The organism is Pseudomonas mandelii, assembly GCF_006438925.1.
GTDB classification, from domain to species: domain Bacteria; phylum Pseudomonadota; class Gammaproteobacteria; order Pseudomonadales; family Pseudomonadaceae; genus Aquipseudomonas; species Aquipseudomonas mandelii_C.
Genome location: NZ_RCZA01000002.1, coordinates 490,940 through 504,743 on the forward strand (window position 1 = coordinate 490,940; position 13,804 = coordinate 504,743).

Annotated in this window: 9 protein-coding genes; 7 read left to right on the plus strand and 2 right to left on the minus strand. The window is 59.9% G+C overall.

Annotated elements, in window-relative coordinates; genetic code table 11:
* Positions 1 to 110 precede the first annotated feature (110 nt).
* The 6 genes from EAH74_RS06110 (at position 111) to EAH74_RS06140 (ending at position 5,982) form a co-directional block, all read left to right on the plus strand.
* Complete coding sequence (locus EAH74_RS06110; RefSeq protein ID WP_123368456.1) at positions 111 to 857, plus strand: amino acid ABC transporter permease; 747 nt, start codon at positions 111 to 113, stop codon at positions 855 to 857.
* Positions 857 to 1,528 carry an amino acid ABC transporter permease gene (locus EAH74_RS06115; protein WP_033053683.1) on the plus strand — a complete coding sequence of 224 codons (672 nt, stop codon included), beginning with the start codon at positions 857 to 859 and terminating at the stop codon, positions 1,526 to 1,528. Before EAH74_RS06110 ends, EAH74_RS06115 begins: the two co-directional genes overlap by 1 nt.
* Positions 1,525 to 2,259, plus strand: a complete 735-nt coding sequence (locus EAH74_RS06120; RefSeq protein ID WP_140677015.1) for an amino acid ABC transporter ATP-binding protein — start codon at positions 1,525 to 1,527, stop codon at positions 2,257 to 2,259. The genes EAH74_RS06115 and EAH74_RS06120 overlap by 4 nt, the downstream gene beginning before the upstream one ends.
* Before the next feature lie 158 nt (positions 2,260 to 2,417).
* Positions 2,418 to 4,319 carry a sensor histidine kinase gene (locus tag EAH74_RS06130; protein ID WP_140677019.1) on the plus strand — a complete coding sequence of 634 codons (1,902 nt, stop codon included), beginning with the start codon at positions 2,418 to 2,420 and terminating at the stop codon, positions 4,317 to 4,319.
* Entirely contained in the window at positions 4,316 to 5,644 is a 1,329-nt protein-coding gene (locus EAH74_RS06135; protein ID WP_140677021.1) for a sigma-54-dependent transcriptional regulator, read from the plus strand. The genes EAH74_RS06130 and EAH74_RS06135 overlap by 4 nt, the downstream gene beginning before the upstream one ends.
* Positions 5,645 to 5,652: 8 nt before the next feature.
* Complete coding sequence (locus EAH74_RS06140) at positions 5,653 to 5,982, plus strand: GlpM family protein (RefSeq protein WP_178082235.1); 330 nt, start codon at positions 5,653 to 5,655, stop codon at positions 5,980 to 5,982.
* Positions 5,983 to 6,104: 122 nt separating this feature from the next.
* Here the strand turns inward: EAH74_RS06140 and EAH74_RS06145 are convergent, their stop codons facing one another.
* Both EAH74_RS06145 and EAH74_RS06150 read right to left on the minus strand, forming a co-directional pair.
* A complete protein-coding gene (locus tag EAH74_RS06145; RefSeq protein WP_140677023.1) occupies positions 6,105 to 6,770 on the minus strand; it encodes a DsbA family oxidoreductase in 666 nt (221 codons plus the stop codon).
* Between the two features lie 168 nt (positions 6,771 to 6,938).
* Positions 6,939 to 7,958 carry an alpha/beta fold hydrolase gene (locus tag EAH74_RS06150; protein ID WP_140677025.1) on the minus strand — a complete coding sequence of 340 codons (1,020 nt, stop codon included), beginning with the start codon at positions 7,956 to 7,958 and terminating at the stop codon, positions 6,939 to 6,941.
* Positions 7,959 to 8,076: 118 nt separating this feature from the next.
* On the opposite strand from EAH74_RS06150, the gene EAH74_RS06155 reads away from it, so the two are divergent.
* On the plus strand, positions 8,077 to 13,737 hold the full coding sequence (locus tag EAH74_RS06155) for a dermonecrotic toxin domain-containing protein (RefSeq protein WP_205012901.1): 5,661 nt from the start codon (positions 8,077 to 8,079) through the stop codon (positions 13,735 to 13,737).
* Positions 13,738 to 13,804: the final 67 nt, after the last annotated feature.

The following is a 13,804-nucleotide window of genomic DNA, read 5'->3' on the forward strand; positions in this document are numbered from 1 at the left end:
TCGAACCGGTGGCTGTCGAGCCGCTCGTGTGTGCCTGATCTTCAATCGGGCGGGAACGGAGCTTCCCCAGGCGGGCACTTGTACATCGATCGATCTGAGGGGAGACCCTAATGAATTACAACTGGGACTGGGGCGTATTCTTCAAGTCCACCGGCGTGGGCAGCGAGACATATCTCGACTGGTACGTCTCCGGTTTGGGCTGGACCATCGCCATCGCCGTCGTGGCCTGGATCGTTGCCCTGCTGCTGGGCTCGATGCTGGGCGTCATGCGCACCGTGCCGAACCGCATCGTATCGGGCATCGCGACCTGTTACGTCGAACTCTTCCGTAATGTGCCACTGCTGGTTCAGCTGTTCATCTGGTACTTCCTGGTGCCCGATCTGCTGCCTCAGAACCTGCAAGACTGGTACAAGCAGGACCTGAACCCGACCACTTCGGCCTACCTGAGCGTCGTCGTCTGCCTGGGCCTGTTCACCGCCGCTCGTGTTTGCGAACAGGTGCGCACCGGTATTCAGGCGCTGCCTCGCGGCCAGGAAGCCGCCGCTCGCGCCATGGGCTTCAAGCTGCCGCAGATCTACTGGAACGTGCTGCTGCCCCAGGCTTACCGGATCATCATTCCGCCGCTCACCTCGGAATTCCTGAACGTGTTCAAGAACTCTTCCGTCGCGTCGCTGATCGGCCTGATGGAGTTGCTCGCACAGACCAAACAGACCGCCGAGTTCTCCGCCAACCTGTTCGAAGCCTTCACCCTGGCAACGCTGATTTACTTCACGCTGAACATGGGCCTGATGCTGCTGATGCGCATGGTCGAGAAGAAAGTGGCCGTACCGGGCCTGATCTCCGTAGGGGGTAAATGATGGAATTCGACTTCTCGGGCATCATCCCGTCCCTGCCGGGTTTGTGGAACGGCATGGTCATGACCCTGCAACTGATGGCGCTGGGCGTCGTCGGCGGGATCATCCTCGGCACGATCCTGGCGCTGATGCGCCTGTCCCACAGCAAATTGCTGTCGAACATTGCCGGCGCCTACGTTAACTACTTCCGCTCGATTCCGCTGCTGCTGGTGATCACCTGGTTCTACCTGGCGGTGCCGTTCGTACTGCGCTGGATCACCGGCGAAGACACCCCGATCGGCGCATTCGCCTCGTGCATCGTGGCGTTCATGATGTTCGAAGCGGCGTACTTCTGCGAAATCGTCCGGGCCGGCGTCCAGTCGATTTCCAAGGGTCAGATGGGTGCTGCCCAAGCCCTGGGCATGACGTATGGCCAGATGATGCGTTTGATCATCCTGCCGCAAGCGTTCCGCAAGATGACCCCGCTGCTGCTGCAACAAAGCATCATCCTGTTTCAGGACACCTCGCTGGTCTACGCGGTCGGTCTGGTGGACTTCCTCAATGCCTCGCGTGCCAGTGGCGACATCATCGGTCGCTCCAACGAGTTCCTGATCTTTGCAGGTCTCACGTACTTCACAATCAGCTTTGCCGCCTCGCTGCTGGTCAAGCGTCTGCAAAAAAGGTTTGCCGTATGATCTCTATCAAGAATGTCAACAAGTGGTATGGCGACTTCCAGGTACTGACTGACTGCAGCACCGAGGTCAAAAAAGGCGAAGTGATTGTGGTATGCGGGCCGTCCGGTTCCGGCAAATCCACCCTGATCAAATGCGTCAATGCCCTGGAACCGTTCCAGAAAGGCGACGTGGTGGTCGATGGCACGTCCATCGCCGACCCGAAGACCGACCTGCCGAAACTGCGTTCGCGCGTTGGCATGGTGTTCCAGCATTTCGAACTGTTCCCGCACCTGACCATCACCGAAAACCTGACCATCGCGCAGATCAAGGTGTTGGGCCGCAGCAAGGCAGAAGCCACCAAGAAAGGCCTGCAACTGCTTGAGCGCGTCGGGCTGTCTGCCCATGCGCATAAGCACCCGGGCCAGCTCTCCGGTGGTCAGCAACAGCGTGTGGCGATTGCCCGAGCGCTGGCGATGGACCCGATCGTCATGCTGTTCGACGAACCGACTTCGGCGCTGGACCCTGAAATGGTCAACGAAGTACTCGACGTGATGGTGCAACTGGCCCACGAAGGCATGACCATGATGTGCGTGACCCACGAAATGGGCTTCGCCCGCAAAGTGGCGGACCGGGTGATCTTCATGGACCAGGGCAAAATCATCGAAGACTGCAAGAAAGAGGAGTTCTTCGGCGACATCAACGCTCGCGCCGAGCGTACGCAGCATTTCCTCGCCAAGATTCTGCAGCACTAAAAGCTACACGGCCGCCCCTGTAGGAGCTGCCGAAGGCTGCGATCTTTTGATCTTGATTCTTGCAGAATCCCAGGAGATCAAGAGCAAAAGATCGCAGCCTTCGGCAGCTCCTACGGGGGTTCCTCAGGGCTTGTAGTGGTTGACCCAAGGCATCTGTGATGAAATGCGACCCCACTCTCTATCGCGCCGCGCCGCCATCACTCGCCGTGAAACCCCGTCTGATTCGCCATCTGTTCCTGCCGCCGCTGGTCATCGCCCTGATGATCGGGTTGGGTTACCTCGGCTTCTGGGTCAGTGAACACTACGGAATTCGCAGCCTCAGCGAGAACGGCCAGCGTCAGCTGGAACTGCACGCCCGCGCTGTCGAGAGCGAAATCAGCAAGTACACCTACCTGCCCAGCCTGCTGGAACTCGAATCCAGTGTTTCGAAGCTGTTGGCCGACCCGTCGCCGGAACACCGGCAGACGGTCAATGAATACCTCGAAGGCCTGAACCGGCGCAGCCGCAGTCGGGCTATCTACGTGATGGACACCACCGGTCGTGTCATGGCGACCAGCAACTGGCGCGATGTCGACAGTTACCTGGGCGAAGATCTGTCCTTTCGCGCCTATTTCCAGAATGCCGTGCGCGGTCAGCCGGGGCGCTTCTATGGCATCGGCAGCACCAACGGCGAGCCCGGTTATTACCTGGCTCATGGCCTGGAAGAACACGGCAAGATCATTGGCGTCGCGGTGGTCAAGGTCCGCCTCGAGGCCATGGAAGAACGCTGGCAACGCGCGCGGCTGGAAGCTTTCGTCAGCGATGAAAACGGCATCATCATTCTTTCCAGCGATCCGGCACGGCGCCTGAAATCGGTTGTGCCGCTGAGCGACGAGACCAAGGAAAAACTGGCCCGCAGCCTTCAGTACTACTGGTTCCCACTGAACGAACTGCAACCGCTGGCCCGTGAACGACTGGCCGAAGGCGAGGAAAAACTCACCTTCCCCGCCAACAGTGAAGTGGAATCAGATGAAGAGGACATCAGCTACCTGTCGCAAACCCGCCCACTGAGCGATACCCCGTGGAATTTCACCCTGCTCACCCCCCTGCAGGATTTGCGGCGCGAAGCGATCAATCAGGGGATTCTGGTGGCGGTGGCGTTTGCCCTCGTGGCGTTCCTGCTGATCGCCTGGAACGAACGGCGCAAGGTCATTGCCACGCGCCTCGCCGCCCGGGAGGCCTTGCAGGAAGCCAACAATCAACTGGAGCGTCGGATTACCGAACGCACCACTGATCTGCGCGCCAGCAACGAACGGCTCAAGGGGCAGATCCGCGAACGGCGTCTGGCCGAAGAGACGCTACGCCGTGCCCAGGATGAACTGGTGCAGGCCGGTAAACTCGCGGCCATCGGCCAGATGTCCACCAGCATCGCCCACGAATTGAACCAGCCACTGGCAGCGCTGCGGACCTTGTCCGGCAACACCGTGCGGTTTCTGGAACGCGGTCAACTGGACGTTGCCAGCACCAACCTCAAGACCATCAACGAACTGATCGACCGCATGGGCCGGATCACCGCCAGCCTGCGTTCGTTCGCTCGCCGCGGAGACGACAAAGGTCAGGCCAGCCTCGGCAAAGCGGTGGATGCAGCCTTGCAGCTGCTCGGTGGTCGCGTGGAAAGCGCGCATCTGCAACTGCACCGAGACTTCGCCGATCTGCAGGTGCAGATCGACCAGACCCGTCTGGAGCAGATTCTGGTCAACCTGATCGGCAACGCCCTCGACGCCATGCAGGCACAACCGCTGCCAGAACTGTGGCTCGAAGGCGAAGAGTTCGATGGCAAATATCGCCTTCGTGTACGCGATAACGGCCACGGCATCGACGCCGAAGCGCGCAAGCATTTGTTCGAACCGTTCTTCACCACCAAACCCGGCGAACAGGGGCTGGGCCTCGGCCTGACCCTTTCCGCCAGCCTGGCCGCCGCTACCGGCGGGCACCTGGGTGTCGAGCACCCGGCCAGCGGTGGTACCACCTTCGTCCTCAGTTTACCGTTGGTAAGCCCCACTCACGCCGAGCCAATATGAACAACGACCTTAGTGTGCTGATCGTCGAAGACGACCCCCATGTGCTGCTCGGCTGCCAACAGGCGCTGACACTGGAAGACATTCCCTGCGAGGGAGTCGGCAGCGCCGAAGAGGCGCTGGAGCGGGTCGGCGACAACTTCGCCGGCATCGTCATCAGCGACATCCGCCTGCCGGGCATCGACGGCCTGGAATTGCTGACCCGCCTCAAGGCCCGCGACCGCAGCCTGCCGGTGGTGCTGATTACCGGTCACGGCGACATCTCCATGGCTGTCGGCGCGATGCAGAAAGGCGCCTATGACTTCATGGAGAAACCTTTTTCCCCCGAACGTCTGGTCGATGTGGCGCGCCGTGCGCTGGAGCAACGCAGCCTGGCGCGGGAAGTTTTTTCATTGCGTCGGCAACTGGCGGAGCGGGATTCCCTCGAAGGCCGGATTATCGGCCGCTCGCCCGCCATGCAGAACCTGCGGGAATTGATCGCCAACGTTGCCGATACGTCGGCCAACGTGTTGATCGAAGGCGAGACCGGCACCGGCAAGGAACTGGTCGCACGCTGCCTGCACGACTTCAGTCGGCGGCACACCAAGCAGTTCGTCGCGCTGAACTGCGGGGGCCTGCCGGAAAACCTGTTCGAAAGCGAAATCTTCGGCCATGAAGCCAACGCCTTTACCGGCGCCGGCAAGCGGCGGATCGGCAAGATCGAACACGCCGACGGCGGCACGCTGTTCCTCGATGAAGTGGAAAGCATGCCGCTGCCGCTGCAAATCAAACTGCTGCGGGTGTTGCAGGAGCGCACTCTGGAACGCCTGGGTTCGAACCAGAGTGTGGCAGTGGATTGCCGGGTGATCGCGGCGACCAAATCCGACCTGGACGCGACGAGCAAGACCGGCGAATTTCGTAGCGACCTGTATTACCGCCTCAATGTGGTCACCCTGGAACTGCCGCCACTACGCGAACGCCGCGAAGACATCCTGCAACTGTTCGAACATTTCCTGCAGCAGTCATCCCTGCGCTTCGACCGCACAGTGCCGGATCTGGACAACCAGACCCTGTCGAACCTGATGAGCCACGACTGGCCGGGCAACGTGCGGGAATTGCGCAACGTGGCCGAGCGGTTCGCCCTGGGCTTGCCGGCCTTCAAGAAGCCAGGTGCCAGCGGCAGCAATCAGGGCCTGGCCTTCGCCGAAGCGGTGGAAGCCTTCGAACGCAACTTGCTCAACGACGCCTTGCAGCGCAGCGGCGGCAACCTGACCCAGGCCAGCCTGGAACTGGGCATGGCCAAGACCACGCTGTTCGACAAAGTGAAGAAGTACGGGCTGAGCCACTGATGGACCTGATTCTCAAAGCAACCTTGGGCGCGGCCGTGGTGGTGATCCTCGCCGCACTGGCCAAGACCAAAAACTATTACATCGCCGGATTGGTGCCGCTGTTTCCGACCTTTGCGCTGATTGCGCATTACATCGTCGGCAAGGGCCGTTCGCTGGAAGACTTGAAGACCACCATCGTGTTCGGGATGTGGTCGATCATTCCTTACTTCATCTACCTGGCGACGTTGTATGTGATGGTGGATCGGATGCGGCTGGAGGCTTCGCTCGCTGTAGCGGCAGTGGCTTGGTTGATGGCGGCTACGGTGTTGGTTTCGGTTTGGGTTCACTTCCAGAATTGAGCGCAAATCACTGTGGGAGCGAGCCTGCTCGCGAAGGCGGTGTTTCAGTCAACATTAATGCCAGCTGACACTCCCTCTTCGCGAGCAGGCTCGCTCCCACAGTGACCGCGCGTGCCACAGGATCAGCTCACCGTCCCGCCCTTCGCTTCACTCATGATCTGCCGAATTGCCCCGACAAAGGCGTCCACCGGCTGACCGCCACTCACGGCGTACTGCCCGTTGAATACCACGGTCGGCACCGAACTCACCCCGCGCGACAGCCACAACTGCTCTTCCTCTCGAACCTCTTTGGCGAACTCGTCCGACGCCAGAATCGCCTCGGCTCGCGACCGATCCAGCCCCACGCTTTCGGCGATCTGCGCCAACTGCCCATGGTCGGACGGATTGCCGCCCTCGGTGAAATACAACTTGAACAGCGCCTCTTTCAGATTGAACTGCAACCCTTCCAGTCCCGCCCAAAACAGCAAACGGTGGGCATCGAAGGTGTTGTAGATGCGGCTGTTGCCGTCCGTGCGAAACGCAAACCCGACCTCGACGCCGCGCGCGCGGATCATCTCGCGATTCTTCTGGGATTGCTCGGGCGTCGAGCCGTACTTCTCGGTGATGTGTTCGGTGATGTTCTGTCCTTCCGGGCCCATCTTCGGGTTCAGTTCGAACGGCTGGAAACGGATCTCGGCCTGCACCTCGTCGCCCAGCAAATCCAGGGCCCGGGTCAGGCCGTAGAGGCCGACGACGCACCAGGGGCAGGACACGTCGCTGACGAAATCGATTTTCAGGGGGGTACTCATCACACACCTCGCAGACTGGAACGCGCCGGAAAGTTCGAACGATACACCCGTCTGGCCTGAGCACGCAGCAGATCCCTTGTGGGACCGAGCCTGATCGCGAAAGAGAGGGTCCACTCAGCTGACACTCCGCTTTCACGAGCAGGCTCGCTCCCACATTGGATTCTGGTGTTACAGAAGGTTGTGTTCAGCCACCGGATCAATCTGCGCCCAATGCGAGGTGTCTTCGCGGTGGGCCTGCAAGTACGGCAACACCGCCGCCAGCAACGGCGCCTTGAACGCTTCCTGGAATCGATGCGCCAGCCCCGGAATCAACTTCAGCTGACTGCCGCGGATATGCGCCGCCAGGTGCACACCGTGCATGACCGGCAGCAACGGATCAGCAGTGCCGTGAACCACCAGCGTCGGTACGCGCAGTTGATTGAGCAGTGCTACACGACTGCGCTCGGCGAGGATCGCCATGATCTGGCGCTTCACGCCCTCGGGGTTGAATGACCGGTCATAGGACTGCGCCGCCTGATGCAGTAGCGCTTGCCGATCATCGCTCACCGTCGGACTTCCCAGCGCCGCCAGCAAATCGGCTTGCTGCTCCAGCGCCACTTCGCGATTGGGCGCCCCACGACGCGACAACAGTTGCACCAACGCCGCACTCGGCGCCGGCAAGCCTTCGGCCCCGGAACTGGTCATGATCAGGGTCAGGCTCTCGACCCGTTGCGGCGCCATCGCTGCCATGTGCTGGGCGATCATCCCGCCCATGCTCGCGCCCAGCACGTGGAATTGCTCGACGTGCAACGCATCCATCAAGCCAAAAGCATCGCCTGCCATATCGGTCAAGGTGTACGGCGCCGACACCGGCAAACCAAATTTGTAGCGCAGCACTTCGAACGTCAGGTTGGCGTCGACGGGCGTTTGCCGCCAGGTCGAGAGCCCGACATCGCGATTGTCATAGCGAATCACCCGAAAGCCTTGCTGACACAGCGCAATCACCACCTCGTCCGGCCAGTGAATCAACTGCCCGCCCAGGCCCATCACCAGCAACAACGCAGGGTCCGACGCACGACCGATGCTCTGGTACGCCAGGCTCACCTGTGCCAGATCGACCCGCTCGGTCGGAACATTGATATCGCAACGAGATGCCGCCAAGGACGGCAGGCCGAACAACAGCGCGGCCAGAAAAAAGAAAACACGCATGAAAAACACCGAAACGCAGAACTCCAGTAGAGCGCGAGTCTGATGAAGTTTGTTCAAGCGCGCTGCCACAGTTACGTGACAGTTTGATGAAGATCGCTGAGCGGTCAATGCGATAACTATGTACCACCACCTCCCGAGCCCCTTCGCATTCAATGCCTGCCAACCGTCCACCCTGAAGCAGGCAACCATGCTCGAACAACATCACAACCCCGACCTCTCCACCCTCAGCGATTTTGGCCTCGCACCCGGCGCCGTCCCGGCGATCCAGAATGAACATTTGTTCCTCCAGGCCTCGCAGCGCTGGCAAGACAGCCAGCAGCAAATTCTCAAGCTCATGGCGAACTCCCCAAGCGTTCGCAACCTGTTGACGCAAACGCTCAAGCAGCAACTGGATCTGGATGGCGAGAGGGTCGGCCTGTTTTTTCCGGCCACCGCCGAGCGCTCTTCGCGCCGTTGCAGCCTGACGCAAGCCTGCGCCTTCCTCCTGCAACAACCGGATCTGGACCCGCGGCGTATCCCGCCCTGTCGGATGGCGGGAATCGATCGCAGCCATCGACACGTCTCCACCGCTGCCGGCGAACTGCTCACACAACTCAAAGCCCTGGACCTGAAGCAGTGCCTGACGGACGGCTGGAACACGTACTGGAACGGCCGGGCAATTGGCTCGCCATTATCAAGACGGCATCTGGTCGCCCGGTTGTACCGCACACACATTGACGCTGCAGGCCAGTTGGCCCTCGCCGAGGGTGCGTTAAGTGCCGAGCAGTTAAAGCCGCTGCTGGCGGTCCTCGATCCCGTCGATGGAAAATCCGAAGTGGCAGGCCAGCGGGTCATGGCCGAACAGTTGGCCCTGCAGCGCCGTGACAATCGTTTTGCCAAACTTCCCGGTGTGCTGGCCATCAGTCTCTACGGGGGACAATCCACCGACCAGTTGCTGTATCTACCCACCCACCGGCCCGCACTGTTGCACTTTAGTCAGCGCAGCGAACTGGACAGCTGGCTGATCAGGCATCAACACGCTATCCCCTGGAGTGTCACGACTGACGGTCACAGCGTCGTCGACTACAACAACCCGAGTGCCCCGCTGGAGGCAGGTGCGGCCCAATTACTGGACCGTTTGCACGCCATTCAACTGGAAAGCGCAAGCACCGGCCTTGGCGATGACATTGCCGAACAGGCGGCCTACGCACTGCTCGCTGTCGATCAAGTCGACGCACAACGCCGCGCAACGGGGGGCTTTACCGAAGCGCCAGACCTCCCCGCACCGGTACCCGAGCAGGATGATCAGGCGCTCGCCCCGTCCTTCCCGCTCGGTAATCCGGGGCACGAATTTTCTTTGTTCGTGCGCAAGGCCGCACTCAAACAGCAATACAGCGCCATCGAAAACATGCTGAAAAAAAACGATCCGGGGACATCTGACAATCCACGAATGACAGAGCTCAAGACCCTGTTTGCATCCCTGGACGAGGCCGAGCAAGCCGCCATGACAGCGGCATCCGCCTTGCTGGAGCGCGAGCGCGTTTTCGATACCTCGACAATCAACACCCAATACACCGCACTCTACCAGGCGAGACTCAAGGCCCTGCAAACCGAGGCCAACATCCAACTCAAACTGGATCAGATCAATACCGCCGAACACAGCCTGCTTGAAGCGGTGTTGAAAACGCCTGCCAGCGCCGATCGTTCTGATCACAGCGCCGCTGCCTGCGTAACATTATCGGTCAGCGAAACCCGCGAAATTGAAACCCTTTCGCAGCGCCAGGAGCTGGAGGGACTGCTGGTTTTCGCCGACACAGCGACGCTGCAAGACCCGTCCTCAACGCAAAGCCTGTTGCTCTACTGCACCGGTGCTGGCGGAGGCTTGCAACGGTTCGCCAATCGCCGGGAAATGGAGTGTTCCCTGTTTAAACTGCACGCCGCTGGCGGGCACGCGGCGTTGCAGCTGACCCCGATCAACACCGACCCTTTCGAGTACAGCTTGCATCAACAAGTCTCGACCTTCGAACGCCGCGCAGCCGAGATCCGGCTGCAATACCCCATCAGTTCCCACCCCGCACAACAAGCGAACGCACTGGGACAGTTACGCGAACAGACGCTTACCGCCCTGCTGGTGCCCAGCCACCAGAACCGGGACCTCGCTTACGCACAGATCGTCGAGCAAAACCTAAGCGCACAATTGACCCGCCAGTTCCCCCAATGGCTCACCCAGGCGTCACAGGATGAACGCTTGCAGCTCAATGCATTGATTGAACGCTATGTACCGGCCTTGCAACGCGCCCACGCGTTACACGAACTCACTTTGCCGCTGGTCAGTAGCTTCGCCGCCAAACGCGTCGATGCCCGGCTGCGCGAGGATTTCTCACTCAAGCACAGCTTCTCCGTGCAATTGGACCTTCCTGATGCGGTGACATCCGAACAACACTTCATAGTGGCCCCAGGCGCACCGGGAACGCCGACCAAAACCGTGTGGGTCGCCAGCCAGAGCCGCAGCAAACTGTCGATCCATGAACTGGCGCTGCTGAACATCGACGACAGTATCAAGCAGCGTTTGAGCTTCATGCGTGTCGAAGTCACCGCCAGCTCCGATACCGAGCGCAAGGCGCTGGTCAAAGGCATCACGCTGTCGTACCTGTGCGCCCTCGTGCCGGAACTTGATCTGGCGCAGCACTACGAAGAGCTGATACGCAGCACCTACAGCGGACCTGCGACAGCATCGGCCTTCGAACGTGAATACCACCACGAATGCCTGCTCGAACCCTACCGCTTGCAACTCGCCATTCAGGGACGCTTTGCCCTCCTGCGAGGTGCAATCAACGCCACCGAATGGCAAATCCTGAGCATCGCCATTGAAGCTGCGACGCCGCAGGCCTGGTCCGCCAATGGCCAGCAGATCGTACTGCTGCCCGCGTGCTTGAGCGCGGGGGGCAAAGATACGGACAACAAGCCAACCACCCTGTCGGGCATTACCTTTATTGAGGAGCAAATCAGCGGTCTTACGCTGCTGTACCTGCCCGATACCCCGGACGGCGTTTTCCTGCGCCGATACAACAGTCTGGAGCAAGCCCGAAAGGCGTTGTTCGATCTGTGCCTTGGCAGTGAAATAGCCAACTATCTGGCAGAGCGCGCCCTCGACGGCCTAAAGGCGAATCACCTGACCCGCATCACACAGGCCGTGCTGAAAAACTTCGATGGGATCATCGGTGTTGGGCGCCCGTGGCCCAAGAGCACTTCATTGCCAGCCCATCTATTGGATGCCGAGATGGGCCGCCTGATCCTGGCTCACCGCAACACCTCACGCTCCAACAGCGAACTGTTTCTGGAGCAATACGCAGTCAGCGGCGAGAAGGTGTTCACCTACTTGAAAATGGCCATTGGCGTCTTGCCCATCATCGGTACCGGTGTCGGCCTCTATGACGCCTGGAACAGCGCCAATCAAGCCGTCGCGGCCTTTCGCAAAGGTGATCACGTGCGTGGCATGGCTGAAATAACCATGGTTTTGCAGGCGTTGATCGATGCAGGCGTGGACCTTCTTTCGGGTTTCAACTTGCGGCTCAGCGCAATCCGCACACGAACGATTCATCGCCAGTGGAGCAGAATGTTCAGAGGCATTGCCGCCTCGTCCGCTCCTCAGATATCGGCACGAGAGGCCCGGCATGTCGCGGCCCGATTCGCTGGCTACCACTACGAAAAACACGTTTCCCTGGCGGGCCTTCAACCCGATACGCACGGCGTCTACCGCAATGTCTATCGTCACGCCGACGGTGACTTCATTGTCAGGTACGGAATCATCTACAAGGTGGAATTGCATAACGGGGCCTGGCGGCTGAGCGGGACTCGGCTCAAAAGCTATAAACAACCCATAGCCCTCGATGTCAGCGGGCAATGGAACACTCACTTCGCCGTTTACGGGACAGCCTTCAATGGCGGCCTGGCGGGAGGGGGTGGGGTACAAAGTTACCTGGCCAACAGGCTTGATCCGATCTGGCCGACGGCCATCCGCGAGCGACTGCCGCGTTGGTGGGTTGATCGGGTTTTTCGGCGCCAACAAGCACTGACAGCCAGCAGCGATGCCAGGATTAAGCAACTCAATACCCTGAGCAAGCGCACAAATGAGGCGCTGGAGCGCTACCAAAGCAGCCCCCCTGAGACCCACACGGCACAAATCCAGCGACTGGACGCTGCTTGCTTGCAAGAAATAGAACAGGCCAAAACCAGTTACCTGGAACTCGAAGAACTGTTGTCGCTGAGCCATGGCAACAAGCGGGCAGATATTAAAGACGCAAAAAGTCGAGTGGCCTGGATGATAGTGGACCGCTCACTGCACCGGGTGAGGTTTAGCGCCAGGCGCATCGCTCAGCACCTGGACGAACTGGAAGACCTTGCGAACCAGGCGGATGCTCTGCCCAGTACAGACTACAAACCCATATTGAGCCTTCTGCAACAGCGCAAAAATGTGCGGATAGGGGTAATCAAGGAGATGGAATTAATCGACGCGGCCAGCGCACAGATTGATGAATGGAGCAGGCGCATCACCAATGACGCTCAACGAAAAATCGTAACGACAGAAAAAGACAAACTGACAAACGCATTGCTGCCGGAGAACCGGCAGTACCTGAAAACAGGTCAATACTTGCAAGTCGTCAGTCGGTTTGAAGCGGTTAATGATGTCTCCTGGTTCTATCTGCAAACCCAAATGGCTGACGCACGGGCCAGGATCGACCGGGTCCTGTCTACCCAGCGCAGTCTTCCCCAAGTGAACGCCCGCCACGCCGAACGCAACAAGCTTCTTGAAGACTGTCTCGCGGCCTACGATCAATTTCGCAAGGAGCTGACCGCATGGACGGCCAGCTACCCCCAACATTTCGATCTCACCTATGTCCCGCTGCTCCTGGACGGCATAGAAAAAACCGCCGAACGAGCTCGCCAGGCCCTCAGACAAACATCTGTGCCGCGGCCGGCCGGGCCTATCGTGAAAAAGATCTTTGAAACCGAGCAAGGTCAATTGTTGATCGGTGACGTGATCAGCGGCCAGGATCGATTCACGCTCAATGGCATCGATGGCTATACCGAAAACTGGTTGCCAGGGTCACACGGCAAATACCGTCTGCAGGATAATCCCGTGCGGGTCAGCCAACAGCGAATCCACACTGATGTCAGGCCTTTGTTGACGGAGGCAAGGAGTCGCTTGAACACCCAGGCGGCTTACCAGAACAAGGTCGAAGCCTACGCCCGGCAAAAAATGCTGCCCGTCGACCTTGAACACATGATGCTCACTGAAGCCGCCGAGCTTCGCCTGCGCGCCAGCCAGATCGAACGCCTCGCCCCCCATGACCCCCTCGTCGGGCAACTGCGCGACAAGGCTGCCGAACTGACGCGCAAAGGACGAGACTTGCGCATCCAGCACTCCCTCATCAGCCAGACGCCAACAGAAGGGTATCTGGACTATCTACTCAAACAGGGTGCGGTGCAGATTCGCAAGAACGGTGTATTGACGGAGCTCGCACGCCCGGTGGGCGGGCGCAGGGACTTCCTGCAGGAATATGAAGTGCTCGACCTGACACAAACTCCGGCACAGCGCCTGTGGTATGCCCATTTTCACTACAACAAGCCCCAACCGCGCTTCGACGAGTTCGTCAAAGCTCACCTCAAAACAGCGCAACAACGCCAGCTCGGCCTGCAATGGCAACAAACGCAGGCGCAAATCGGTGCACCGGTCGACCCTGTCTGGCGTGGTGACATCGGCAGGCAGTTAGCCTTGCTGCACTTCCAGAGCCTCTGACCCCACCGGCGCAGGGGGGGTAATGCCCCTGCGGCGGACGGCCGAAGCTTGCCACTCGTCCGAAAAG